Here is a 25,661-nt window from a genome sequence, read left to right on the forward strand (position 1 = left end):
TCACTTAATTTAGATAGGGAATCCATCATGAACGCCCCCATCCACCCCCTGGCCCGTGAACTGAACCAACTGCAGCCGTTCAACCTGGCGGACTTCTACAAAACCGGCCATCCCTCCATGTATCCGGCGGCCACCACCAAGCTGGTGGCCAATTTCACCCCGCGTTCGGCCAAGTACGCGCCGGTGCTGCCGGAGCTGTTCGACAATAAGGTGGTGTGGTTCGGCCTGCAGGGTTTCATCCAGCAATACCTGATCGATTTGTTCGACCAAGAATTCTTCCGCCAGCCGCGGGACAAGGCGGTGCGCAAATACCAGCGCCGCATGGATACGGCGCTGGGCGCCGGCGCGGTGCCGGCAGGCCGGCTGGAAGCGCTGCACGCGCTGGGTCATCTGCCGCTGGAAATCCGCTCCCTGCCGGAAGGCGCGCGGGTGGACATCAAGGTGCCGCCGGTGATCTTCAGCAACACGCATCCGGATTTCCCCTGGGTGGCCACCTATTTTGAAACTCTGTTCAGCTGCGAATCCTGGAAGCCGTCCACCGTGGCCACCATCGCGTTTGAATTCCGCAAGCTGCTGGATTACTTCGCCCGCCTCACCGGCAGCGCGCCGGAGTTCGTCAATTGGCAGGGCCATGATTTTTCCATGCGCGGCATGAGCGGGGTGCACGACGCCATGCGCTGCGGCGCCGGCCATCTGCTGTCCTTCACCGGCACCGACACCATTCCGGCGCTGGACTATCTGGAGGACTTCTACGACGCGGACGCGGAGCGGGAACTGGTGGGCGGCTCCATTCCGGCGTCGGAGCACAGCGTGATGGCGCTGCGCATCCTGCTGACGCTGCAGCGGCTGCGCCGCGACCCGGCCCACGCCGGGCTGGAGGAGGCGGCGCTGCGCCGGCTGGCGGAACGGGAGGTGGTGCGGGAATTCGTCAGCCAGGACTATCCGCGGGGCATGGTGTCCATCGTCAGCGATACCTTTGATTTCTGGAACGTGCTCACGGTGATTGCCCGCGAACTGAAGGACGACATCCTGGCGCGGCGGCCGGACGCGCTGGGCAACGCCAAGGTGGTGTTCCGTCCGGATTCCGGCGATCCGGTGAAAATTCTCACCGGCTACCGCGACGAGGAACTGGTCCGCGTCGACGGCCAGCCGGCGAGGGACGCGGACGGCGCGTACACGGCGCTGAGCGACGGCCAGCGGGTGACGGAGGCCGAGCGCAAGGGCGCGGTGGAGTGCTTGTGGGAGATTTACGGCGGCACGGTCAGCGACGCCGGCTACCGGCTGCTGGACAGCCATGTGGGCCTGATCTACGGCGACTCCATCACCCTGCCGCGCGCCCGCGCCATCCTGCGCCGGCTGGCGGCCAAGGGCTTCGCCTCCGGCAATGTGGTGTTCGGCATCGGCAGCTTTGTCTACGGCATGAATTCGCGGGACACCTTCGGCTATGCGCTGAAGGCGATTTACGCGGAAGTGGACGGCGAGGCGGTGGATATCTACAAGGACCCGGCCACGGACGACGGCACCAAGAAATCCGCCAAGGGACTGCTGCGAGTGGAGCGCGAGGGCGATCATTACGTGCTGCACCAGCAGCAGACGGCGGAGCAGGCGGAGGGCGGCGAATTGCGGCCGGTGTTCCGCGACGGCCGCTTGCTGGCGCGGCAATCGCTGGCGGAAATCCGGCAGCGGCTGATGGCTTCCTGGCAATGCCCGGAACCGGGCAGCATCCGCTGGGGCGCGGAGGACTGAGGCGCAGTAGGTTGTGAACGGACTCTAAAGAACGTGTTTACGATCTCGCGAGCTAAGGCGAGACAAGGCGTTGCGGCTGAGAAAGCGGAATGTACGCGTGGTACATGAGCATTTCGAAGCGGGTTTCAACGCCGTATCGCCGACGCGCAGCAGATCGTAAACAGGTTCTAAGGCCGGGCGTCATGCCTGGCCTTATTGCATTGTCGGGGACTCAATTAAAGCTCAGCTCCACGGTGGCGGCGGCATTGACCAGGCCGGGGCGGATGGCGGGGCCGCTGGCGGCGTAGCGCACCACCATGGGCAGCGCGTGCTGTTGCCTGGCCGCCAGGCTGGTGAACTCGGTGCCCAGCGTATAGGCGCCGGTTTCGCCCTGGCGCTGCAGCTCCAGTCCAATGCCTTGGGCGCTGCCAGGCCCGCCGGCAATGCTCAGCAGCGTGCCGGCGGCGCCGGGCGCGTTGGCGTCGCTCAATTTGGCGCTGACGCTGGTGCCGGGCGCGCAGTCCAGATCGATGTTGAACGGCTTATCGCCGGCGCGGCCGGCGCCGGCGAAGTCTCGGGTACTGGCGTCGGGCAGGCGGACGGTTTGGCCGGCGTTTTTGAACGAGCAGCCTATCACCCTGATGGCGGGCTGATTGAAGGAGTAGGTGTAGAGCGGCTGTCCGTGATCGCCGCCTTTCTTGTTCTTGTAGTTGACGGCATGGCTTTCCGGATTGAGCCGCCCAGATGTCACCGGGCCGGTTGTGACCAGTTCGATCGTGTCGGTAATGGTGACGGTATCGTTCAAGGGCATGCCGCGTAGATTGGTGCGGCCATTGTTCAGACTTGTGGTGCTGAAGGTCTGAGATTTTCCGGAGTGGGTATTGCTGTTTATCCAGCGAATGCCGATGCCGGAAGTTTGGGTTTTTCTGACGCCGCTAAGCGATGAGCTGCCGTTGTCGGTGTTGCCATAGGACAAAAAGGCGTACCAGTTGTGTTGGCCGTTGGCGCTGCGCTTGTCGCATTTGACCGTGGTTGTCAGCACCTGCTTGGCGATCAGGTGTCCGGCGGGCGCCAGGTATGGAATTACCAAGGGATCGGGAAGCGCTGGAGTGATGGTTGATGAAACCACTTTGCAATCGGCATGGCTTGGGCGGCTGCAGCTTCCCAGCGTCAATAGCAAGACGAGGCAGGCCAGCAGCGGGCGGCGGGTAGGCGGCGTGTGCATTTGGGTATCCTTTTCTTTGATTAAGCGCGGCGCTTAGTGGCAGGGCAGTTCTAGCCGTAGGTAATGACGCCCTGGCTTGGCGGGCGGCAGCTTATAGCGGGCGCTGCAGCCGCCGCCGCTCCATTTCACGGCCAGCAGGCCTTTCGGTTGTTTAAGCAAGAGCAACGTCCGGCCTTGCGGGTCCACGATGCCCAAGGGTTGGCCGGCGTCGTCCTCCACGCTGGCGCCAAACGGCGCCGCGCTGCCGTCGCGGCGGCGCAGGCTGAATTGAACGCGCCGGCCGCTACGCGCCTTGAACACGGCCTTCACCACTGCGCCGCGGCGCGGCACCACTTGCTTGACGCCGTCCTCCAGTTCCAGCGCCGCGCCCAGTTTGAGGCTGTCCAGGCTCAGGCTGTTGGCGCGATAAGGCTGGGCGTCGGCGCGCACGCTGTAGCCGTTGCCGTTCAGACCGGCGGCGCCGTCCACTTGCAGCAGGGCGAAGGTGTCGCCGACGGCGCGGCTGAGGTTGACGCCGCCGCCGTGGACGACGATGGCGCCGTTGGCGCCCAGGCTGGCGGACTGATGGCCGCGGGCGGCGCTATAGGCGGCGCTCAGCTGCGCGACATCGCCTTGATGGGCGCCGCTGGCGTTCAGGCTGGCGTCGCCCTGGCTGTCGCGGCCCACGGAGACGGTGTAGCTGTCGGCCTCGCCCAACTGGCCGCTGAGGCTGGTGTGCAGGGCGTCGCGGCCAAGCTGGGCGCTGAGCTGCGGGGCGTGTCGCCCGCTGTCCAGCGGCAGGCTGAAGCCCAGCGTGATCTGGCTGTCGCCTTGGCCGCGGCCGTCGCGGCTCCGGCTGAGGCTGAGGTGGTAATTAAATTGTTTCCAGCGGTGGCTGTAAGCCAGGTTGAGGCTGTGGCTGGCGCCGGGCCGGCCCCAATCGTTCTGCCGGCTGAGGCTGAGATAAAGGCTGCCGCGGCGGCCCTCGCGGCCCAGCGCCTGTTGGGCGCTGAGGTCCATCCGCGCGCGCGCGCGGTGTTGGTTGGCGCGCTGGGCCAGGTCCGCCGCGTGATCGTTGAAGCTGCGATAGCCGGCGGTGGAGTAGCGGTAAGCGGCCAGGGTGAGCTGGGTCTGGGTGCGGGGCAGGGCCTTGTGGTACAGCAGGCGCAGGCTTTGCCCCTGGCTGCGGCGGCCTTGGGCGCGGCTGAGGGATTGGCTCAGGTCCAGCGACAGCGCGCCCAGCGGGGTGTTGGCGCCCAGGCCCAGCTTGACGGCCTGGAAGCGCGGCGAGAGCTGGACGCCGGCGGCCACGGTGCCGTCGTCGCTGAGGCCGTAAACCAGCGCGCCGGCGGCCAGCGCGGGACGGGCCGCTTCGCCGCCCTGGTATTGGCCCAGCGCGGCGTGGTATTTCCAGCGGCCTTGGGCTTGCATCAGCGGCAGGCTGGAGAAGGCTTGATGGCTGACGCGGCGGCTGCCGTCGGCTTCGGTCACCGTGATTTCCAGTTCGCCGTTGGAGCCGGAGGGGGCGATGTCGCTGAACTCGAAGGGGCCGGGCGGCACGTCGGCGCGGTGCAGCACATAGCCGTTCTGACGCACTTCCACCGTGGCCTGGCTCCGCGCCTGGCCGCGGATCACCGGACGGTAGCCGCGCTCGCTGTCCGGCAACATGGCCTCGTCCTGGCTCAGTTGCGCGCCGCGGATGCGCGAGCTGTCGAACAGCATGGCGTCGGTGTATTGCTCGCCCAGCGCCAGCTGGCTGCGCAGCGCGGTGATGTCGCGTTGCAGCAGGGTGCGGTTACTGCGTATTTCTGTCGCTTGGCCGGTATTCCCGTTGAGGGTGGCGTCGTTGCGCAAGCGCCAGTCGCCCAGATTGAGCCCGTTTTGCAGGCCGAGATACCACTGGCGGCTGGCGCGGCCGTGCTGGCCCCGGCGGTATTGGCCGCTGAACTGATAATTGGCGTAAGCGGCGTTGACGCCGGCGTCCCACAGCGAGGGGTCGACATAGCCGTCCGCGCGGCGCAGCAGATGGGCTTGCGGCACGGAAAGCTCAAGTTGCAGCCGGGTGGAGTCGTAGCGCGCTTGCGCGTGCTCCAGGCGTTGGGGCAGGTCCACGCAGGCCTCGTCGCCGGGGCCGGACGGCGGCAGTTTGACGCCCAGCTTGCGCAGCAGCGCGGCATCCAGGCAGGGGCGCACTTTGCCGTCCCGTTCCTGGCGGAACAGGATGTCGCGGCGGTCGGCCAGCTGGCGGTTGAGCAGGATGTCCACGCGATAGCGGCCGGGCAGGATGTCGTTGCCGGCGCTCAGCACCGCTTTGAGGTCCGCCGCCTGTCCGTCCAGCTTCAGAAAGCGGGTGTTGAAGACGGACGCGTCCGCCGCCAGCGCCTGCGCGCAGGCGATCAGCCCGCAGGCGCAGGCCAGCGGGATCGCGGCGCTGCGGCGGGCAGGGGACGTCAGCGGCTTGCTTCTCATCGCCTTGCGGTCCGGCGGCCGGCTCAGGGCTCCAGCCGGCGCGGCTGGGCGGGCGCGGCGCCTTGCAGCCGGACTTCAAAAGCCTGGCTGGCGCCAAAGTCGTTGATGATCTGGTAGCGCAAGCGCGCGTCGTTTGCGGCGTCGGCGGGCAGCGGCCATTGCTCGCCGGCGCCGGGCGCCAGCATCCGGGCGCGGCAGATCTCCTTGGATTTTCCGCCGGACAGCAGGCTCAGGCCGGTCACGGTCACGTGGTAGCGGCTGGGGTTGTCCGCTTGCAGCCAGCTGCTGCCGCGCTCGCGCCGCAGCCGCCAACGCAGGCGTTCCGGCGCTTGCAGCGCGTCGCCATCCAGGCCCGGCGGGCGGTAGAACACCTTGACGCGCTGGCGCACCGCCAGTTGCAGCACATTGCCTTGCCCGGCGGCTTGCGGGATTTCCTGCACATTGAGCCAGAAGGCGGTTTCCCGTTGATCGGCCGCGCCGGCGCCGGCGTAGAGGATGCGCAGCAATTGCTCCTGCCCGGCCGGCAGCCGCGTCAGCGGCGGGGTGATGGCGAAGGGCAGTTCGACCTTGTCGCCGTCCAGCGCTTCCAGCCAGGACTGCACCAGGATGTCCGCGCCGTGGTTGCGCACGGTGACGGCGGCTTCCGGATGCGCGCCGTCGAAAATGACGCGGGTGCCGTTGAGGCTGATGCCGGCGTTGGCGTGGGGCATGGCCAGCCAGGCCGCCAAGCCGGCGGCTTGCAGCAGGGTTTTCATGATGGAGGCCCTGAAAATAGACAACGGCGGGAAACCCGCCGCTGTGGGTGGAGGAGGCGAGGGCTTAGTCGTAGCTCAGTTCGAAGGGGAGGTCGGCTTGTACGGGGCCGGCGGACATCGTGGTAACTGCCGGGTCCTTAACGTAAGCGGCATCAAACGTGATGGTTTCGCTTGCGCTTGGAGCGGACTTGTTCAGCAGTTGTCCAGACACAAGGTTGTAGCTTGTGTCAGTTCCCGTCTGATACAGCGCGATGCCAACGCCAGCTGCCGGCGAGCCGCTGGCGGTGTTCTTCAGGATGTTGGTTTGGCCTGTGAGCGTGTTGGTGCTGTTTAGAGCTTTGAGGGACACGGTCAAATTTTTAGCGCCCGTGCAGGCAATTACTATTGAGTGCTTTTTGGGAGCACTGGGTTTGCTCGCCAAGGCTTGCACCTTGTCCATGGAGATCTCGTCCAGAGTGACATCAATAGCGGGAATAGCCATCGCCGTACTGCCGTTTACCGAGCAACTGGGGGCAGTGACTTTGCCAGTGAACTTGATGGTGCCGGTTCGGGTGACGGCGGCCTGAGACGCCAGTGGAAGCGCGGCGGCAAAGACGGCCGCCAGGGCCAGCAGGCTGTGTTTTTGTTTCATGGTGGTCTCCAGTGGTTGCGGCGCGCAGGTGCTTGGCCTGGGCCTTGAGTGGAGACGGCATGATAAAAACACATTCAATTCAGGTCTTTAGCCTGACTTTGAGCGCTTCTTACCTTTTCTTACCAAGCCATAACTTTTCTTGTTTGGACTTTTTGATGTCGGCAAACAAGGTTTAAGCCGCTCGTGGGGATTGATAAGAGTTTAAACCTGTCCTTTTGGACAGGTTTGTGAAAATGGCAATTTTATAGGATTGTCCGCTAAGTGCCGGTTATCTAAAATGTTTTGACTCAAATTTTGTCATCTCCACCCTCATTACGCCTCAAGGCCCCCATCCGCAGACCAGGTCGAAGCCCGTCGCCATGGGGGCTTTGCATAAGGCTGGTTTGGGGGTGTTTTGATTTTGGATAGTTCGAAGGACCGCCCCATGGACCCCAGCACCCTGCTCGCCAGCTTCGCCTCCGCCTTCAACCAGGACCAGCGCCTGCTCACCCTCAGCCTGGGCGACGGCAGCGTGGCGGCCGAGCAATTGCTGCCGCTGAGCTTGGCCGGCGAAGAAGGCGTGTCCCGGTCTTACGCCTACCAGCTGACCTGTTTGTCTCCGGACGGCAAGATCGAACTCAAGAGCCTGCTCGGCCTGCCGGCCCGGCTCGGCATCCTCGACGCCGCCGGCGCGGAGAGCCTGCGCTGCGGCGTGGTGTCCAAGGCCGAGTGCCTGGGCTCGGACGGCGGCTTCAGCCGTTATCAGCTGACCATTGAGCCGCCGTTCGCGCTGCTGCGTCATCGCGTCAGCTCGCGGGTGTTCCAGGATCAGTCGGTGCCGGACATCGTCACGCAGATTCTGAGTGAGCATCAGCAGGCCAATCCGGTGTTCGCCCGCGTCCAGGCCCAGGACTTCAAGACCGGCCCGGCGTCGCCGCGCAGCTACTGTCTGCAATACCGCGAGAGCGATTACGACTTCATCGTGCGCCTGCTGCACGAAGAGGGTTACGCCTGGCGTTTCGATCACCTGGACGGCGACACACCACAAGTGCGCTTGGTCGCCTTCGACGACCCCTACAGCCTGCCGCCGGCCGGGGTGGAGCGGGTGCGTTTCCACCGCAGCGACGCCACCGAGGCCGAGGACGGCCTGACCGAGTGGAACGCCCAGCGCCAGATCGTGCCCGGCGCGGTGGCGCTGGCCAGCTTCGATTATCAGCCGGTGCAGACCCAGCACAGCGGCGACGACAGCCGCATCGACCAGGGCCAGAACGGCAAGGCCTTGCAATCCTCCTTGCACGACTACGACCCGCAATCGCTGTACTACGCCGGCGACGCCGACCAGCTCAGCCACTACGCCCAGCTGCGCCAGCAAGCGCACGACCTCAACGCCAAGCAATTCAGCGGCGGCGGTTCGGTGCGCGGCCTGGCCGCCGGCCAATGGTTCCGCCTGGACGACCATCCGGCCCACGACGGCGACAGCAGCGAACAGCGCGAATTCGTCGTTACCCGCCAAGCCTTAAGCGCGCGCAACAACCTGCCGGCCGACCTCAAAGCGCTGGCAAAAGCCGAGGACGCCCAACCCTTCCGCGCCGACTTCGACGCCCAGCGCCGCGGCGTGCCGCTGACCCCGGCCTACGCCCATACCGAACTGGCCAAGCCCAAGTCCCGCGGCGTGCAGACCGCGACGGTGGTGGGCCCGGTAGGCAGTGATGCCGGATCGAACAGTCCCGAAGAAGTCCACACCGACCAGCACGGCCGCATCAAGGTGCAGTTCCACTGGCAGCGGCCGGACGAACACCCGAGCATCGGCGCAGGGATGGACGACAAATCCTCCTGCTGGCTGCGGGTGGTGATGCCCAGCGCCGGCGCCGGCTGGGGCCACCAATTCATCCCGCGCATCGGCCAGGAAGTCTTGGTCGACTTCATCGAAGGCGATATCGACCGCCCGGTGATCACCGGCGTGCTCTACAACGGCAGCCACGCCACCCCGGACTTCAGCGGCGCCGGCGCCTTGCCGGCCAACAAAACCCTGTCCGGCATCAAATCCAAAGAACACCAGGGCGGCCAGTACAACGAACTGCTGTTCGACGACACGCCGGGTGAAGTCCGCGCCAAGCTGTCGAGCGAGCCGGGCAAAACCCAGCTCAACCAAGGCTTCCTCACCCAGCCGCGCAGCAACGGTAAAGCCGAACCGCGCGGCGACGGCTTCGAACTGCGCACCGACAGCCACGGCGCCATCCGCGCCGGCCACGGGCTGCTGCTGAGCACCGAAGCGCAGAACGGCGCATCCGGTAAGCAACTGGCGCGCGAACAGGCGCAAAGCCAGCTGGACGCAGCCCTGGCCCTGAGCCAAAGCCTGGGCGACACCGCCAGCGGCCAGCAGGCCGACACTATGGAAACCGGGCCGGACAAGGTCAATCCGGACAATAGCAAGGCGGGAAAAGGGGATAAGGGGCATCTGCAGCACCAGGCTACGGCCTTGAAAGCTTGGGAAGCCGGTTCCAACACCGACAAGGACGGCAAGACCGCCAAGGAACAGACGGGCCGCCAGCCCTTGCTCATCCTGTCCGCGCCGGCCGGCATCGCCAGCCTGAGCCAGCAAAGCCAAACCGTGGCGGCCGGCACCAATCTGGACCTGGTGGCGGAGCGGGACACCAACCAGACCAGCGGCCGGCGCTGGATTCACAATGTGGGCCAGCACATCAGCCTGTTCGTCACCGGCCTGCAAGACAAGATTTCGCTGAAGCTGATTGCGGCCAAGGGCAAGGTGCAGATGTTGGCGCAGAGCGACAGCGTCGAGGTCACCGCGGACAAGGACGTGACGGTGACTGCCTGCAAGGAAAGAATCACGGTGGCGGCCAAGCAGGAAATCCTGCTCAACGTCAGCGGCGGTGCTTACATCCGCATCGCCGGCGGCAATATCGAGCTGCATTGCCCCGGCAAGGTGTCGGTGAAGGGCGCCAGCCATCAGATGAGCGGGCCGGCGCAAATGACGGTCACGCATCCGGATTATCCGCAGAGCATTCCCAGGATGCCGTTGTCGCTGCGCCTGGATCAATCGCCGCAAGGCGGCAACAGCAGCTGGACCGGCATGCCCTATACCCTGCATGCCGACGGCGGCGAGGTGGAGCGCGGCATCATTGACGAAAGCGGCCACCTGGCGGTCAAACATGCGGTCACCACGCAAAAATACACGGTGGAGCTGGCCAACGGCGTCAAGTTCGATATCCCGGTGGCCAATGAACTGAGCAAACCGGACAAGGGCGCGCTGGCCAACGCCGGCTTCCATAAAGTCGTGGCCGGCGGCGCGCCGCCGGACGGCCGCGTGGAGCCGGATGAGCATGCGCGCGCGCGCTACCACCGTTTGCTGAATGGCGAGGCCGACGCTTCGCCCGCAGGAGAGTAATAAATGAGCGCGAACACGATAGTCTCCCCGATCTGCGTCAAAGAGCCGCTACGGGCCAATTTGACCCTGCCCTGGTTTTTGCAGACCAGCGAATACGCGCCCCATGAGGGCAGCTTCCAGCCCCTGGTCAACGGTGAGGCGGCGTTTGCCGCGGTGCATTACGCCATCGCCAAGGCCAAGAAAAACGTCAGCATCATCTGCTGGGGCTTTCAGCCGTCCATGTACTTCGTCCGCAAGGGCGCGGACATGGTGAAGTACGCGGACATCGCGGAAGCCGTGCCGGCGCAGATAGGCAAGCTGCTGGAGCACAAGGCCAAACAGGGCGTGCAGGTGCGGGTGCTGTGTTTCGCTTCAAAACCGCTCGGTTTGTACGTCAACAGCACCGGCGCCACGGTAGAGGAGTCGCAAACCCCGGGCCGCTGGAGTGTGGGGATCAAGGACAAGCCGGGCTATGAAACCCCGGAGCAGTATAAATACGATTCGCAGTGGTATTCCTGGTATGACGAGGATCAGCCGGCGGCCGGCGCCTCGGAAAAAACAGCACGGGATCAGCGGCGGTCGGACATCCCCAGCAAGCACCTGCATTTCCGCAGCCGCGGCTTTGGTCCTCGTACACGCAACCATATCTTGGATCAGAGTTACGATGATGAAGGTCTGAAAACAAAGACCAGGGCCACCTTGGCTGCGGGCCCCAGCCATCACCAGAAAATGGTGTTGGTGGATTACGACGACGCGCAAGCCCATGTCGGTTTCGTCATGGGCCACAATATGTTGGACGAGTACTGGGACACCAATGCCCACAGCGCCAAGCCCAAAGCGCCCAATCTGGGCCGCAACGGCACGGTGGGGCCGCGCGAGGATTTTTCCAGCCTGATCACCGGCCCGGCGGTGGGCGATCTATTCCACAATTTCCGCCGCGCTTGGCGCGACGAAACCAAGGAAGACCTGCCGTTGCCCGGCTGCGGTTTCGGCAGTTATGCGCCGCGGGTGGATGGGCAGGCCAATAAGGCCGCCATGGTGCAGCTGCTGCGCACCCAGCCGGAATACAAGAAACAGGACATCAAGAAGCTGTATCTGAAGGCGGTCAACAACGTCACTTCCTACATCTTCATCGAAAACCAGTACTTCCGCTGGCCACCGCTGGCGGAAAAGATCAAGGACGCGGCCAAGGCGCAGAAGCAGGCCGGCCGCCCTTACCCTATCTATCTGTTCGTGATCACCAATACCAGCGACGCCGGCGTGGGCGCCGGCACGGTCAACACCTACCGGATGCTGGACAGCCTGGGACGCGCCGATACGATTCCCAGCGTGGCGCGTCAGGAACGGGCGGATGACGTCAAAGCCCGTTTGGGGCAGGCCAAGCAAGCGGAACGCGAGGCCAGCATCATCTATACCGCCAATGCGTTTAGTCCCAGTAAATTAAGGGAAAAGGCCCGCACGGAGCTGGAGGATGCCACTGCTCGGCGCAAGCAGGCGGAGGCCGCCTACGAGGCCGCGCAAAAGCCGGATGTTCCGGTGACTGAGGTTGAGCAGCCCGGCCTTAAAACCCATATTTGTTCGATCGTGGCGATGGACTCCGAAATCAAGCCGGCGGTTTACGCGCAGCGTTACAACCACGGTGTTGGCAAGACCGTGCCGACGCTGGTCACTCCCGCAGTGGGCTGGTCCGAGGTTTACATCCACGCCAAGCTGATGATCATCAACGATGCTTTTCTGACGCTGGGCTCGGCCAATATCAACACCCGCAGCATGCAGGTGGACAGCGAGTTGAACATTGCGCTGGACCGGCCGGAAATTTCCAAGCCGCTACGTCAGGAGTTGTGGGGGAGGCATACAAATCACCGCGGTGGGGCAAACCCTGCCCGGATGGATAAAGAGACTGATGCAAAGATGACTTATGAGAAATGGCGGAACATCTTGGATGAAAATAAATCGGCATTTAAAGATCAACGCCCTCCCGTCGCTCCTCTTCGTGAGTTCCTACGCACAGACCCAGCCCGGAGCAATAGTGACTAAGCCAGCTATTTTTACCCTGATTCTTACCCTGAGTCTGGCCGCCTGCGGCGGCGCCAAGGAGCGTTCCGTGCCTGATTTGAAAGAAGTCGAAGCCAAGCTGGCCTTCAACTGCGTGTATGAAAAAGACCATCTGCCGGCTTTGAACCCGGAGGCGGAACAGTTATACCGCTACGCCCGCTGGTTGCAGAAGAACCAGATCGAGAAGGAAGACCCGATGCGCTTCCCGGAGATGGAGCGTTATTACCGCATTGCCACGGCTCACGGCCATTACAAGGCCAATCTGGACCTGCGCGACATGATAGGGCGAGGCACGGCGCGCAGCGACGATCCGGTCAAGGAAACGCTGGACCTGACCCAGGAACTGATAGACCGCGGCATTCCCGGCGGCTACTACGATATGGGGCGCTATCTGAAGGCCGGTTACGGTGTGAAGCAGGACGAGGAACTGGCCAACCGCTACTACCGCAAGGCGGCAGACTTGGGCAGCCCGGAAGCGCAGTATCTGGTAGGGGATAAGCTGACCTATCTGGAGCCTGGCTCCATGCCATCCAACATTGGCTATAGCATGATGAAATGTGCGGGGGAGCAAGGACACGCGATTTCTGCGAAAGAGTATGCGGTTCATCTTAAAAACAAGAAGAAAAATGATGAAGCGATTGTATTCTTTCAGCTGGCAACCAAATGGGGGGATGCAACTGCTGCATTGAATTTAGGAGATGGTTTCGGCCCGAATACGGAAGAGAAGAAGCAGTGGAGTGATCTGGGGTTAAAACAGGACGATGAACGCCGGCAACGTTATCTAATCATTATGGGAGTGCTAAGCGACTACTCCTACGCCCACCCCAAGGTGCCGGAACTGGACGAGATCGTGCCGCTGCCGCCGGCCCCGCTGCCGGCCTGGGACGGCAAGCTCAAGTGGCTGGAGGCGTTCAAGGCCAATGTGCCGCCGGAAAAACCGTCGGAAGCCTTGATGAGCCAACTGGCCGCGGCCAAGGGCCTGGATCCTAAGACCGGGCGGCCGCTGAACGGCAAGCATGGTTAAAACGCTGTACGCCTTGTCGCTGTTGGGGGCTCTGGCCGCCTGCGGCGCCAAGGAGCGTTCCGTGCCGGATTTGAAAGCAGTCGAAGCCAAGCTGGCCTTCAACTGCGCGTATGAGAAAGACCATCTGCCGGCTCTGACCCCGGAAGCGGAGCAGCTATACCGCTACGCCCGCTGGTTGCAGAAGAAGCAGATCGAGAAGGAAGACCCGCTGCGTTTCCCGGAGATGGAGCGTTATTACCGCATCGCCACGGCTCACGGCCATTACAAGGCCAATCTGGACTTGCGCGACATGATAGGGCGGGGCACGGCGCGCAGTGAGGACCCGGTCAAGGAAACGCTGGACCTGACTCAGGAGCTGATAGACCGCGGCATTCCCGGCGGCTACTACGATATGGGGCGTTATCTGAAGGCCGGCTACGGCGTGAAACAGGACGAGGAGCTGGCCAACCGCTACTACCGCAAGGCGGCGGACCTGGGCAGCCCGGAGGCGCAGTATCTGGTGGGAGACAAGCTGACGGGTTTGACGAACGCGCAGCCAGGACCGTTTGCTATTGGCAATCAGATGATTAGATGCGCTGGAGAGCAAGGGCATGCCAAAGCAGCGAAAGAGTATGCTGTTCAAATGATGAGTGAAGGGAAACTTGCAGAAGCTATCAAGTATTTTCAAATTGCTACTAGATTGGGGGATGAAGGTGCGGCAGCGTTTCTAGCAAATGGGTTTGCTACTCCATCTATTGATAGTAACGACATAGCCAATCGGTATAGATATTTGGGGCTGCCAAAAGACGAAGAACGGATTCGTCGCTATAAATTGATCGGCGGAGTTCTCAGCGACTACTCCTACGCCCACCCCAAGGTGCTGGATCTGGACGAGATCGTGCCGCTGCCGCCGGCCCCGCTGCCGGCTTGGGACGGCAAGCTCAAGTGGCTGGAGGCGTTCAAGGCCAATGTGCCGCCGGAAAAACCGTCGGAAGCCTTGATGAAGCAGCTGGCCGCGGCCAAGGGCCTGGACTCTAAGACCGGACGGCCGCCGGGCGGGGGGCGCGATTGACGCCGGTTTTGCAGCGGGTCGCGGCCCGTTCGCGCTGAACTGACGCCCGTCACCCCCGCCGAACCCCTGCGGCCGGGGGGACTCAGACTCTATGTGCCGGCTGTCTGGCCGGCCGCATCCCTTCCCATTCCCCTCCTGGAGATTCTTCATGACGCCCATCCTGTTCAATACCTATCGCTCGGTCCAAGGCTTCAACAAACGCGTCCGTTTCCTGATCCTGCATTACACTGCGCTGGACTTCGCCGGCTCCATCAAAGCGCTGACCGGTTCCGGCCAGGTGAGCGCGCATTATCTGGCGCCGGACCCTTGCGACCCCAGCTATCAGCAGGCCGGCTTCAAGCAGATGAATCTGTTCAATCTGGTGGACGAGAACGACCGCGCCTGGCATGCCGGCGCCAGTGCCTGGGATGGCCGCAGCAATCTGAACGATTCATCCATCGGCGTGGAAATCGTCAATCTGGCGCGGGAGGACAAGGGCGGCATGGTGTTTCCGCCCTATCACCCGGAGCAGGTGGCGGCGGTGACGGAATTGGCGCGGAACATCCTGGCGCGCTATCCGGACATCAGCCCGGTGAACGTGCTGGGCCATTCCGACATCGCCGTGGGCCGCAAGAGCGATCCGGGGCCGATGTTCCCGTGGCGGGAACTGCACTTGGCCGGGGTGGGCGCGTGGCCGGAGGCGGAGACGCAGCGCAAATACGCGCGGCAGTTCCAGCAGCAGGGCTTGCCCGGCCGGGAGAAGATGCTGGAGGCGTTCAAGCATTACGGCTACGAGGCGGCGGCGGCGGGCGGCGACGCCGGTTTCGCCGCCCTGGTGCGCGCCTTCCAGATGCATTTCCGCGCCGGCGATTACCGCGGGGTGATGGACGTGGAGACCGCGGCCATTCTGTTTGCCTTGTTGGAGCGTTATTGGCCTAAGCGTTTGGCCATGATCAAGCTTTGACGCGTCTTGTTCTCCGAGCGGCTAACAAACCCCTGATGCTGCGATGCACCGACTTGCCGTACTCAAGTACTGTAGCTTCGCAGAAACTTCGTTTTCTGCGTCGGCGCGCCTTGCCTCAGACGTGAAACTGAGTTTGTTAGCCGCTCTCAGCGCGAAACCCGGCCGCCAGGCCGGGTTTTCATTTCCGCTCTCTTCGCGAAACGCCGCTGCGCGCTAAGAGCCGCTAACAAAACCGCACAGCGCACCTGAGCCAAGGCGCGCCGACGCAGGCAGTACAAGTAGTACGACAAGGAGGCGCAACGCAGGATCAGGGGTTTTGTTAGCGGGTCTTATTTGGCGGCGGCCGGGATGAAGGAGAACTCCTTGATCACGATCTCCACTTCCTTGCCGTCCTTGGGCGGCCGTCCCTGGAACAGCCACAGATTGATGTGGGGCGGCAGCGGCTGCTGCGGCACCAGGCGCGTGGGGTCCGCCGGGGCGAAGTTCCAGCGCGCCATTTCATACAGGTCGCCGTCCTGGTGGCCGTGCAGCGATTGGTAGAGCACCCGGCTGGCGTTCCAGTTGAAGCGGTGGGTGCTGTAGTCGCCGTTGAGGTGCGGTTCGAAGGCGTAGGAGGTGGGTTTGGGGCCGGGCACGGCCGGGTAGACGGTGTAGTTGCCCATCGGGTTTTGCCGGTTGCCCCAGCGGGCGAATTCGATGTCGATTTCATTGCTGGCGTCCGGGCCCACGTCCGGCGTCGGGTAGTTGAACAGGCCCAGCACGATATTGTCGTCGAACAGGTCCGGCCGGCCTATCAGCTTGAACTGGTAGCGGCCAAAGCCCAGCCGCTGCGGCAGGTAGACCTCGGCGCTGCTCCACTTGCCGCCGCGTTGGGCGATCTTCAGGTGGAGCCGGCCCTGGGCGTCCACCCAGGCGTTGTTCTCGTCCCAATCGTTGGGGCCGGGGCCGCTTTGGATCTGGTTGCGGACTTCCCAGACGTAGCCGGAGAAATTCAAAGTTTTGGCCTGGGCGGCGCCGGCCAGGGTCAGGCCGGCGGCGAGGAGGGGGAGCAGGAAGCGGCGCATGGTTTGCCTTGGGCTGTGGATAAGCTTGTCATCTAAGCGCGGCAGGGGCGGCGGGTAAAGGGTGTTTTTGCCGTGGCGGGCTGTCCGTCCGGACAGGCGTCGGCGCGGACGGGGTCATGCCGGCGTGGCGGCTAGGGGGTCATGTCCTTGCGGCGCGGGCGTCGGCGCGGTTCCGGTCCGCGCGATCTTGTATGGGTTAAATCTACTTTTCTTTTCAATGGTTTGTGCGGCTTTCCGACTGGCGATCCGCGCGCCGTCTTTCCAGTTTACAAATTCCGTCATGCGCTTTGTCATGGTCGGAAAATTCATTCTTGTCCCTTATGCGTATCGAGTATGTCTATTACAGTGCAATCCATATTGCATAACTTGGCGGCGCGCCGTCGCGGGTTGGCATCCATATCGATTGGGAGGTTTAGGCATGCAAAAGGAAAGCGCCTGGAAGGCGGTGTTGCTGTTGGCCCGGTTCGCGTTGGCGGCGGCGTTCTTGTCGGCGGTGGCGGATCGCTTCGGCTTCTGGGGCCATATGGGCGAACTGGGGGTGTCCTGGGGAACGATGGAAAACTTCTATCGCCATGTGGCCAAGCTGTGCCCGTGGGCGCCGGCCGGTCTGATTCCGGTGCTGGCCTGGGCGGTGAACGCGCTGGAGGCGGTGCTGGGCGTGACCCTGCTGCTGGGCGTGCAGTTGCGCGCCTCCGCCTGGATCAGCGCGGCGCTGCTGCTGGTGTTCGCCTTGAGCATGGCCGCGTTCCAGAGCCTGAAGCTGTCGCTGAATTTCAGCGTGCTCACCTGCGCCGCCTGCGCCGCGCTGGTGTACCTGGCCAGTTCGCTGGAAGCGGCGCCGGGCGCGCGCCGCGTCTGAAGTTTCCGGGCGCGGCCGGGCCGCGCCCGCTTCCTGTCCTTATCCAAATTTAGGAGTGTTGATCATGAGTAGCTTGCGTCTTGCTTATTACGAATTGTCCCCGGAACTGCTGCAGGGCTTCCGCCTGGTGAAGCAGGGCCTGGAAAAGAGCGTGCTGGGCCTGCCGCTGATCGAGCTGATCTATCTGCGCGTGTCCCAGATCAACGGTTGTTCCTTCTGCCTGAACATGCACACCAAGGCCCTGCGCGAGCGCGAGGAAAGCGACCGCCGTCTGGCGGAACTGGCCGGCTGGCGCGTCAGCGCCCAGTTCAGCGAGCGCGAGAAGGCCGCGCTGGAATGGGCGGAGGCGCTGACTTATGTCGTGGACAGCCACGCCGACGACGCCGCCTATCTGCCGCTGAAAGCGCATTTCAGCGATCAGGAGATTTCCGATCTGACCTTTGCCATCGCGCTGATGAACGGCATGAACCGGCTCGCCGTCGGCATGCGTCAGTAAGCGCCTGACCAGGGGTCCGCTCGCGAGAGCGCGAGCGGACTCGCAGACAGTCCACCCTCCCGCCTGGCCGCAAGCGGCGGGCTAAACCAACGCCAGCAGACACACACCGACATGGACCACCTGATTAAAAAGCAAGCCTGGGACGCGCTGTTCAACGATCCGGAACTGGGCGCCGGCAATTTCCTGTTCAAGGCCCACGCCGCCTACGGCGGCAGCCGGGAAGACTATCTGTTCCTGGAAAAGCCTTTTATCGGCCCGCGCGGCAACGCCTATCAGTCCTTTTCCCTGGACAGCCTGTTCCATCTGGTGAGCGATCTGGCGGCCTGGTACCGCCAGCAGGGCATCCAGGCGGGGCGGCATGTCTGCTTGTTCCTGGGCGACGGCATACCGTCCTTCCTGCATTTCCTGGCGCTGGGCAGCCTGGGCTGCGTGCCGGTGCTGATCAACGGCCATCTGCGCGCCGACATCGCGGCGCTGTACGCGCAGCGCAACCGCTTCGACGTGTTTGTCTACGACAAGGAAACCGACGCGCGCTGGGACCTGGCCGGCGCGCTGCGCGGCCTCACCGCGCTGGACGCGGGCTTCAACGCCGGCGCGGCGGTGGCGTTGGCGCCGCTGCCGGCCTCCGGCTGGCCGGCGGCGGTGAAGGACGAGGACATCGTGATGGTGTGCCACAGCTCCGGCACCACCGGCATTCCCAAGGCGGTGCTGTTTGGCCACGCGCAGTTCTTCAACGGCAAGCGCGAGCGCCTGCGCGGCTTTGTCGAGCAAGACGAGGACAAGCTGGCCACCGCGATGCCGCCCACCCACGCGGCCGGCGTCAGCTATCTGATGACGGCCACCATGCTGCAATTGCCGGCGTTGGCGCTGGCGACGCAAACCGGCCAAGTGGCGGCCAATCTGATCGCCAGCTTCCAGCCCACCATCGTCACCGCGTTTTCCCAGACTTACGCCTCCTTCGCGGAACTGAACCTGCCGGACGGCTATTTCGACTCGGTGCGCCGTTATTACAACACCGGCGACACCGCGCACGAGGCGCACATCCGCCAACTGCTGCGCCTGGCGCCGCGGGGCCGCTTCACCGATATGTTCGGCGCGTCCGAGCTGGGCATGTCGCAGTTCTTCAAGGTATCCACGCCGGAGCAGGTGGCCAGCAAGCGCACCGTGGGCGCGGCGGCGTCCTACGCGCGCTGCGATGTGCTCACCCCGCAGGGCGAGCTGCTGCCGGACGGCCAGCCGGGCTATATCGGCGTGCGTTCCCCCACGGTGACGCCGGGCTATTACGGCCAGCCGCATCTGACCGCGCTGACCACGCTGAACGGCTACTGGCTGACCGGCGACATCGGCCTGCGCCTGGACAACGGCGAGTTCGTGCACCTGGACCGCATCGTGGACGCGGTGCCGACGCCGCTGGGCGAGCCGGCCTACACCTTGCTGCTGGAAGAACATTTGCTGAGCCATGCGGATCTGTTCGACGTCAGCGTGATCGGCGTTTCGCGCGGGCCGACGCGCGAAGAGGCGGTGCTGGTGCTGGCGCGCGGCAAGGCCGGCGCGGCGCTGGACGCGGACGAGGTGCTGCGCCAGGCGCTGGACTGCTTCCCGTTCAAGGGCCGCGGCGCGCTGCCGGACTACACCGTGTGCGTGGGCGTGCTCGGCGACGATTACGCGCTGCCGGTGGGCTCCACCGGCAAGGTGCTCAAGCGCGTGGCGCGCGAGCAGTTCTGGAGCTGGCAGCGCGATTACGACGACGGCCTGCGCGAGGTGTTCAGCGCGCTGCGCTGGAACCAGTCCCTGGACCGTCAGCCGGAGGCGGCGGCGGAGCCGCAAAGCCTGCTGGATTACCTGAGGGGCTGACCGATGGCGACGACGGAGCACCTGGAAGCGCTGGAGCAGGCGTTTCAACAGCGGATAGACGGCGGCGAAAAGATAGAGCCGCAGGACTGGATGCCGGAGGCCTACCGCCGCACCTTGCAGCGGCAGATGGCGCAGCACGCCCATTCCGAATACGTGGGCATGTTGCCGGAGGGCGCCTGGATCACCCGCGCGCCCAGCCTCAGCCGCAAATGCATCCTGCTGGCCAAGGTGCAGGACGAGGCCGGCCACGCCCAGTATCTGTACAGCGCGCTGGAGAGCCTGGGCCTGAGCCGGGAGCAGGCTTACGGGCAGCTGCTGGCCGGCGAGGCCAAGTATCTGAATATTTTCAATTATCCAGCCTTGAGCTGGGCGGACGTCGGCATGATCGGCTGGTTGACCGACGGCGCCGCCATCGTCAACCAAGTGCCCTTGTCGCGCTGTTCCTACGGCCCGTACGCCCGCGCCATGGTGCGGATCTGCCAGGAGGAGAGCTTCCACCACCGCCAGGGTTTCGATCTGGTGCGGCGGCTGGCGGAGGGCACGCCGGCGCAGCGGCGGATGGCGCAGGACGCGCTCAACCGCTGGTGGTGGCCGACGGTGATGGTGTTCGGCCCGCCGGACGAGGATTCGGTGCACTCGCAGCGCTCGATGCGCTGGGGCGTCAAGCTGTATTCCAACGACACCCTGCGCCAGAAGTTCGTCGATCAGACCGTGCCGCAAGTGCTGCACCTGGGCTTGACGGTGCCGGACCCGGATCTGCGCTTCAACCCGGACACCGGGCATTACGAGATCGGCCGCATCGACTGGGACGAATTCAAGCGGGTGATCCGGGGCCAGGGCCTGTGCAACCGCGAGCGTCTCGCCAGCCGTCGCCGGTCCTGGGACGAGGGCGCCTGGGTGCGAGAAGCCGCCGCCTGCCACGCCGCCAAGCTGGCGGCGGGGCCGCAAGGAGAACGAGATGCATGAGTGGAAGCTGTGGGAAGTGTTCGCGCGCAGCCAGAACGGCGTGGCGCACCGCCACGTGGGCAGCGTGCAGGCCAGCGACGCGGCGATGGCGCTGCAGCACGCGCGCGATGTGTTCACCCGCCGCGGCGAGTTCGTCAGCCTGTGGCTGGTGGCCGCCGAAGACCTGGTGAGCAGCGGCGAGGTGGAGCGCGCGCCGTGGTTCGAGACCGCGGCGGACAAGGGTTTCCGCCACGCCACCTATTACGAGGTGCCAGAGGGAGTGCAACACCTGTGACCCTGCATCCGGAATTGAAAAACCTGCGCGCGGAATACCTGCTGCGCCTGGGCGACAACGCGCTGATCCTGTCGCAGCGCTTATGCGAATGGTGCGGCCACGCGCCCACGCTGGAAGAAGACCTGGCGCTGAGCAATGTGGCGCTGGACCTGCTGGGCCAGGCGCGGCTGTGGCTGGACGCCGCCGGCCGCGGGCTGACGCCGGCGCAGAGCGAGGACGATCTGGCCTATGGCCGCGACGCCCAGGCCTTCCGCAACGTGTTGCTGGTGGAGCTGACCCGCGGCAATTTCGCCGACACCCAGATGCGCCAGTTCCTGTTCGACAGCTGGCATTGCCTGCTGCTGCGCGAGCTGTCGGATTCGGCGGACGCGGAAGTGGCCGCCATCGCCGCCAAGGCGTTGAAAGAGGCCACTTACCACCTGCGCCGCAGCAGCGGCTGGGTGGTGAGGCTGGGCGACGGCAGCCGGCAAAGCCGGGAATTCTGCCGGCTGGCGCTGGAACGCTGCTGGCATTACGTGGGCGAATTGTTCGAGATGGACGAACTGGAGCAGGCGATGCTGGCCCAGGGCGTGGGCTGCGATCTGGCCGCGCTGTACCCGGAATGGCTGGCCTACGTCAACGAAGTGCTGGCCGCGGCCACGCTGGAGCCGCCGCGCGCAGCGCCGGCGGTCAGCGGCGGCAAGCGAGGCGCGCACGGCGAGGCGCTGGTGGCCCTGCTGATGGAAATGCAGTTTCTGACCCGCGCCCATCCGGGAGCCGGCTGGTGAGCCGGGTGCACGGCCTGGAGGTGCAAAGCGGCACCGAGCGCGTCTGGGAATGGCTGGCCGGCATTCCGGACCCGGAGATGCCCTACGTCTCCATCGTGGACCTGGGCATCGTGCGCGACGTGCGCTGGGAGGACGACGCGCTGCGCGTGGTGGTGACGCCCACCTATAGCGGCTGCCCGGCCAAGGCGCAGATAGACAGCAATATCCGCCAGACCCTGCAAGACCGGGGCGTGGAGGCGGTGCGGCTGGAAACGCGGCTGCATCCGGCCTGGAGCACGGACTGGCTCAGCGAAAGCGGCCGGTCCAAGCTGCGCGCCGCCGGCATCGCCCCGCCCTTGCCGGCGGAGCCGGGCTGGCAGCGCTTGAGCTTCGTCGCCGTCGCCGCGCCGCGGGTGCCCTGTCCGCGCTGCGGTTCCGACGCCACCCGCCCGCAGGGCGAATTCGGCGGCACCGCCTGCAAATCGCTGTACCAGTGCGAGGCCTGCCGCAATCCGTTCGAGCACTTCAAGAGTTTATGAGGAAGCCGTCATGCCGCAGTTTTACCCTTTGCAGCTGACCGAGATCCAGCGCGACACGCCGGACAGTCTGCTGTTGACGCTGGAGCCGTCGGAAGAACACCGCGACCGCTTCCGCCACGAGCCGGGCCAGCATCTGACCCTGCGCGCCTGGCTGGACGGCGAGGAAGTGCGCCGCAGTTATTCGCTGTGCAACGCGCCGGACGCGCCCAAGCTGCAGCTGGCGATCAAGCGGGTGGCCGGCGGCCGCTTCTCGCAATGGGCGCACGCCAGCCTGGGGCCGGGCGCGATGCTGGAGGCCTTGCCGCCGTCCGGCCGCTTCGGCCTGCCGGCGGCGCCGGAAACGGCCCGCCATTACGCCGGTTTCGCCGCCGGCAGCGGCATCACCCCGGTCTTGTCCATCTTGCAGGCCACCTTGCTGCGCGAGCCGCTCAGCCGTTTCACCCTGGTCTATTGCAACCGCAATCTGGCCTCGCTGCAGTTCCGTGAAACGCTGGCGACGCTGAAGGACCGCTACCCGGCGCGGCTGTCCCTGATCTATCTGTTCAGCGCGGAAGAGCAGGACATCGAGCTGTTCAACGGCCGGCTGGACCGCGAGCGCTGCCTGGCGCTGTTGCGCGGCTGCCTGCCGGCGGCCTCCATCGACCACGCCTACGTTTGCGGCCCGGCCGGCATGATGGCGGCGGTGAGCCAGGCGCTGAGCGAGAGCGGCCTGCCGCCGGAACGCGTCCGCAGCGAACACTACGCCGCGGCCCCGGCCGCCGGTCCGGCCCGCGCCGAGCGCGCGTTGGCGGACAGCCCGGAGCGGGTGCGGGTGACGGTGAGGATGGACGGCATGCAGCGCCAGGTGGAACTGGGCGCGCCGGTGGACAACCTTTTGGACGCGCTGCTGCAAGCCGGCGTCACGCCGCGCTACTCCTGCAAGGCCGGCGTTTGCGCCACCTGCCGCTGCCAGGTGCTGGCCGGCGAAGTGGACATGGAGGCGCCGCACGCATTGGCGCCCGAGGAGGTGGCCGCCGGCTATGTGCTCAGCTGCCGCAGCCGCCCGCTGACTTCAACACTGGCGCTGTCATTCGACTGATCCGCGCCTAAGGACACACATCATGACCTCTCAAAACGCCCTGTCCCGCTGGGCGCTGACCCTCTATTGCCTGGCCACCGGGTTTTCCGTGGCGGCGGTGGTCTACCACCAATCGATGACGCAGCTGATCGCCGTCTCCTTCGGCCTGTCCGCGGACTCGCTGTGGGGGCTGTCGGTGGCCACGCAGTTCGGCTACGGCGCCGGCCTGATCCTGGGCTTGCCGCTGGGCGACATGATCGCGCCGCGCCGGCTGATCCCCGCCACCATGCTGGCGCTGGGCGCGGTGCTGCTGCTGGTGGGCATCGCCCCGTCGCCTTGGCTGATGGTGCTGCTGTGCGGCCTGGCCGGCCTGCTGTCCATCGCAGGCCAGCTGTTGCTGGCCTACAGCGCCAAGGCGCTGGCGGCGGAGCAGCGCGGGCGGGTGGTGGGCAGCCTGCTCACTTCCTTGTTCGCCGGCCTGCTGCTGGCGCGGGTGCTGGCCGGCTGGGGCGGCGAGCACATCGGCTGGCGCGGCATCTATCTGACGGTGGGCGCCCTGACCTTCGTCATCGGCCTGGCGCTGCGCGGCTGCATCGGCGAGGTGCCGCTGGCCGGCCAGCTGCGCTACGGCCGCATGCTGAGCCAGCAGGGCGCACTGTGGCTGAAGCTGCCGGAGCTGCGCCGGCTGGCGCTGGTGGCCGCCTGCTTCTTCGCCGCCTCCAACGGCATCTGGGCCAATCTGTCCTCGCTGACCCACGCCACCCTGAACTGGAACGCCGGTCAGACCGGCCTGCTGGCCTTCACTTCCATCGCCGCGCTGCGCGCGCCGTGGCTGGCGCAATGGCTGCAGCGCCGGCTGGACTGGCACGGCGTGATCGCGCTGCTGGGCGTCGGCATCGCCGCCACCTCGCTGGCCGGCGTCTGGCTGGGCAGCCAGGTGCTGATGATCGTGGCCTTCCTGATGGTGACCGATCTGGGCGTGCGTTCGGTGCAGACCATCGCCCAGGGCCGGGTGCTGGGCATAGACCCCGCCGCCGCCTCGCGGCTGAACAGCCTGTTCATGACGGTTTTCTTCTTCGGCGCCGCGCTGGGCTCCTGGTTGGGCGGCATCGCCATCCACCGGCTGGGCTGGGCCGGCATGTATCTGTTCCCGGCCGGCTGCGCCGCCGCCGGGCTGCTGTTCCTGAGCTGGCGCAACCCGGCGCTGCGCTTTGCCCGGGCCTGATTTCGCAACACCGCAACACCTGGACGCCGCGGCGCTTTCCGCGCCGCGAACCGCACACTTCGATTGGGAGATGGACATGGAAGCATTGTTGGAAAAAAGCGGCAGCAAGACCCCGTTGATCGCAGGCATGAGCCTGATCTGGGCCGATTGGCTGAAAGAGGAAGACCTGCAGGGCCTGGTGGAACACCCGCTGCTGCAAGCGCTGGAACGCAATGAGGCCAGCCTGGCCACCGTGCGCACCCTGCTGGTTCAGCACAGCCATTACTCGCGCCACTTCACCCGCTATCTGTGCGCGCTGATGGGCCAGCTGAGCGACCCGGCCGACGTGATGGCGCTGATGGAAAACATGCGCGAGGAAATGGGCGTGGACGGCGGCAGCGCCATCACCCACGCGGAAATGTTCCAGCGCACCTTGCGCGTGGTGGGCGCGGCGCCGGCCTCGCACGCGCCGCTGCCGCAGACCCTGGCGATGGTGGACACCATGATGGGCCACTGCCAGTCCTCGGACGCGCTGGCCGGCCTGGCCGCGATGTGCCTGGGCGCGGAAGCCATCGTGCCGCTGATCTACCGCCCCATCCTGCAAGCGCTGCAACACCACGGCTTCGGCGAGGACGCCACCGAGTTCTTCAGCCTGCACATCGAGGAAGACGAAGACCATGCGCTGACCATGCTGGCCATCATGCAGCGCCTGACCCTGGACCAGGACGCGCGCCGCGAGCAGGCCATCGCCGTGGGCCGCGAGCTGATCGCCCGCCGCGTGGCGATGTTCGACGCCATCTGGGCGCATTGCCAGGCGCAGCCGGCCGCCGCGCCCGCCGCGGCCCCGGCCCCGGCCCCGGCCGGCCATTTCTCCTCCGCCGATTTCTGGCGCGTGCCCAGCCAGTTGCAGGCCCAGTTGCCGGCGCGGCTGAGCCACGAGCAGGTGATGGCGGCCAGCCAGGGCGGCGACCAGGCCTTCTCCTCCGAGCGCAAGCACAAGGTGCACATCGTCGATCTGCCCAGCCGCACCATCAGCCTGACCATAGGCCGGCTGGAAGAGGGCGAGTCCACCCGCCTGCACCGCCACAACTACGAGACGGTGATCTACGTCACCCAGGGTCAGGGCTATTCCCGCATCGGCGACCGCCAGGTGCCGTGGCGCGCCGGCGACGCCATCTACGTGCCGGTCTGGGCCGAGCACCAGCACGTCAACACCGGCGCGGAGGAGTGCGTCTACCTGGCCTGCGAGAACGCGCCCTTGTTGCAGAACCTGGGCGGCATCGCGCTGCGCGAGGAACTGAGCGCCTGAAGCCCGGCCGCGTCTCCCGCCCCCCCGGGCGGCGCGGCCCGCCAGCCTTGCCCGGCGCAAGCGGCTCTTGCC

22 protein-coding genes are annotated in these 25,661 nt (G+C 65.4%); 16 read left to right on the forward strand and 6 right to left on the reverse strand.

Going from position 1 to position 25,661, the window contains the following annotated elements:
* The first annotated feature begins 27 nt into the window (after window positions 1-27).
* On the forward strand, window positions 28-1,746 hold the full coding sequence (locus JC616_RS00760) for a nicotinate phosphoribosyltransferase (RefSeq protein WP_227106197.1): 1,719 nt from the start codon (window positions 28-30) through the stop codon (window positions 1,744-1,746).
* Between the two features lie 211 nt (window positions 1,747-1,957).
* Here the strand turns inward: JC616_RS00760 and JC616_RS00765 are convergent, their stop codons facing one another.
* From JC616_RS00765 to JC616_RS00780, 4 genes are all read right to left on the reverse strand, one after another.
* Window positions 1,958-2,950, reverse strand: a complete 993-nt coding sequence (locus tag JC616_RS00765) for a fimbrial protein (protein WP_227106199.1) — start codon at window positions 2,948-2,950, stop codon at window positions 1,958-1,960.
* A 33-nt stretch (window positions 2,951-2,983) separates the two neighbouring features.
* A complete protein-coding gene (locus tag JC616_RS00770) occupies window positions 2,984-5,398 on the reverse strand; it encodes a fimbria/pilus outer membrane usher protein (protein WP_227106201.1) in 2,415 nt (804 codons plus the stop codon).
* Between the two features lie 23 nt (window positions 5,399-5,421).
* Window positions 5,422-6,153: a fimbrial biogenesis chaperone gene (locus tag JC616_RS00775; protein ID WP_227106203.1), complete on the reverse strand. Its 732-nt coding sequence runs from the start codon at window positions 6,151-6,153 to the stop codon at window positions 5,422-5,424.
* 64 nt (window positions 6,154-6,217) lie between these two features.
* Complete coding sequence (locus tag JC616_RS00780; RefSeq protein WP_227106205.1) at window positions 6,218-6,784, reverse strand: fimbrial protein; 567 nt, start codon at window positions 6,782-6,784, stop codon at window positions 6,218-6,220.
* A 424-nt stretch (window positions 6,785-7,208) separates the two neighbouring features.
* Between JC616_RS00780 and JC616_RS00785 the strand changes: the two genes are divergently transcribed.
* The 5 genes from JC616_RS00785 to JC616_RS00805 all read left to right on the forward strand — a co-directional run bounded on the left by JC616_RS00785 (window position 7,209) and on the right by JC616_RS00805 (window position 15,221).
* Window positions 7,209-10,169, forward strand: coding sequence for a type VI secretion system Vgr family protein (locus JC616_RS00785; RefSeq protein ID WP_227106207.1), 2,961 nt, complete (start codon window positions 7,209-7,211; stop codon window positions 10,167-10,169).
* 3 nt (window positions 10,170-10,172) lie between these two features.
* A complete protein-coding gene (locus JC616_RS00790; protein ID WP_227106209.1) occupies window positions 10,173-12,185 on the forward strand; it encodes a phospholipase D-like domain-containing protein in 2,013 nt (670 codons plus the stop codon).
* Window positions 12,178-13,227 carry an SEL1-like repeat protein gene (locus JC616_RS00795; protein WP_227106211.1) on the forward strand — a complete coding sequence of 350 codons (1,050 nt, stop codon included), beginning with the start codon at window positions 12,178-12,180 and terminating at the stop codon, window positions 13,225-13,227. The genes JC616_RS00790 and JC616_RS00795 overlap by 8 nt, the downstream gene beginning before the upstream one ends.
* Complete coding sequence (locus tag JC616_RS00800) at window positions 13,220-14,278, forward strand: SEL1-like repeat protein (RefSeq protein ID WP_227106213.1); 1,059 nt, start codon at window positions 13,220-13,222, stop codon at window positions 14,276-14,278. Before JC616_RS00795 ends, JC616_RS00800 begins: the two co-directional genes overlap by 8 nt.
* 148 nt (window positions 14,279-14,426) lie before the next feature.
* Window positions 14,427-15,221 carry an N-acetylmuramoyl-L-alanine amidase gene (locus tag JC616_RS00805; protein ID WP_227106215.1) on the forward strand — a complete coding sequence of 265 codons (795 nt, stop codon included), beginning with the start codon at window positions 14,427-14,429 and terminating at the stop codon, window positions 15,219-15,221.
* A gap of 329 nt (window positions 15,222-15,550) precedes the next feature.
* Here JC616_RS00805 and JC616_RS00810 read toward each other — a convergent pair whose 3' ends face one another.
* Both JC616_RS00810 and JC616_RS00815 read right to left on the reverse strand, forming a co-directional pair.
* Window positions 15,551-16,285 carry a glycoside hydrolase family 16 protein gene (locus tag JC616_RS00810; protein ID WP_227106217.1) on the reverse strand — a complete coding sequence of 245 codons (735 nt, stop codon included), beginning with the start codon at window positions 16,283-16,285 and terminating at the stop codon, window positions 15,551-15,553.
* Window positions 16,286-16,399: 114 nt separating this feature from the next.
* Window positions 16,400-16,594 carry a hypothetical protein gene (locus JC616_RS00815; protein WP_227106218.1) on the reverse strand — a complete coding sequence of 65 codons (195 nt, stop codon included), beginning with the start codon at window positions 16,592-16,594 and terminating at the stop codon, window positions 16,400-16,402.
* Between the two features lie 109 nt (window positions 16,595-16,703).
* Here JC616_RS00815 and JC616_RS00820 point away from each other — a divergent pair, with 109 nt between their 5' ends.
* From JC616_RS00820 to JC616_RS00865, 10 genes are all read left to right on the forward strand, one after another.
* Window positions 16,704-17,144, forward strand: coding sequence for a MauE/DoxX family redox-associated membrane protein (locus JC616_RS00820; protein ID WP_227106219.1), 441 nt, complete (start codon window positions 16,704-16,706; stop codon window positions 17,142-17,144).
* Window positions 17,145-17,208: 64 nt separating this feature from the next.
* Window positions 17,209-17,640, forward strand: coding sequence for a carboxymuconolactone decarboxylase family protein (locus JC616_RS00825; protein ID WP_019104277.1), 432 nt, complete (start codon window positions 17,209-17,211; stop codon window positions 17,638-17,640).
* Window positions 17,641-17,751: 111 nt separating this feature from the next.
* Complete coding sequence (locus tag JC616_RS00830) at window positions 17,752-19,494, forward strand: class I adenylate-forming enzyme family protein (protein WP_107801429.1); 1,743 nt, start codon at window positions 17,752-17,754, stop codon at window positions 19,492-19,494.
* 3 nt (window positions 19,495-19,497) lie between these two features.
* Complete coding sequence (paaA, locus tag JC616_RS00835) at window positions 19,498-20,460, forward strand: 1,2-phenylacetyl-CoA epoxidase subunit PaaA (RefSeq protein ID WP_227106220.1); 963 nt, start codon at window positions 19,498-19,500, stop codon at window positions 20,458-20,460.
* Window positions 20,453-20,734 (forward strand): 1,2-phenylacetyl-CoA epoxidase subunit PaaB, encoded by a 282-nt coding sequence (paaB, locus tag JC616_RS00840; RefSeq protein ID WP_019104274.1) that lies wholly within the window; start codon window positions 20,453-20,455, stop codon window positions 20,732-20,734. The genes paaA and paaB overlap by 8 nt, the downstream gene beginning before the upstream one ends.
* The gene (gene paaC, locus JC616_RS00845; RefSeq protein WP_158274401.1) at window positions 20,731-21,501 is read left to right on the forward strand and encodes a 1,2-phenylacetyl-CoA epoxidase subunit PaaC; all 771 of its coding nucleotides are present in this window, start codon (window positions 20,731-20,733) and stop codon (window positions 21,499-21,501) included. Before paaB ends, paaC begins: the two co-directional genes overlap by 4 nt.
* The gene (paaD, locus tag JC616_RS00850) at window positions 21,498-22,019 is read left to right on the forward strand and encodes a 1,2-phenylacetyl-CoA epoxidase subunit PaaD (RefSeq protein WP_227106221.1); all 522 of its coding nucleotides are present in this window, start codon (window positions 21,498-21,500) and stop codon (window positions 22,017-22,019) included. Before paaC ends, paaD begins: the two co-directional genes overlap by 4 nt.
* A 10-nt stretch (window positions 22,020-22,029) precedes the next feature.
* Window positions 22,030-23,097: a 2Fe-2S iron-sulfur cluster-binding protein gene (locus tag JC616_RS00855; RefSeq protein WP_107801433.1), complete on the forward strand. Its 1,068-nt coding sequence runs from the start codon at window positions 22,030-22,032 to the stop codon at window positions 23,095-23,097.
* 22 nt (window positions 23,098-23,119) lie between these two features.
* A complete protein-coding gene (locus JC616_RS00860) occupies window positions 23,120-24,301 on the forward strand; it encodes an MFS transporter (protein WP_227106222.1) in 1,182 nt (393 codons plus the stop codon).
* Window positions 24,302-24,377: 76 nt separating this feature from the next.
* Complete coding sequence (locus tag JC616_RS00865) at window positions 24,378-25,589, forward strand: iron-containing redox enzyme family protein (RefSeq protein WP_227106223.1); 1,212 nt, start codon at window positions 24,378-24,380, stop codon at window positions 25,587-25,589.
* The last annotated feature ends 72 nt before the right edge of the window (window positions 25,590-25,661 follow it).

Source organism: Chromobacterium rhizoryzae, from assembly GCF_020544465.1.
GTDB lineage: Bacteria > Pseudomonadota > Gammaproteobacteria > Burkholderiales > Chromobacteriaceae > Chromobacterium.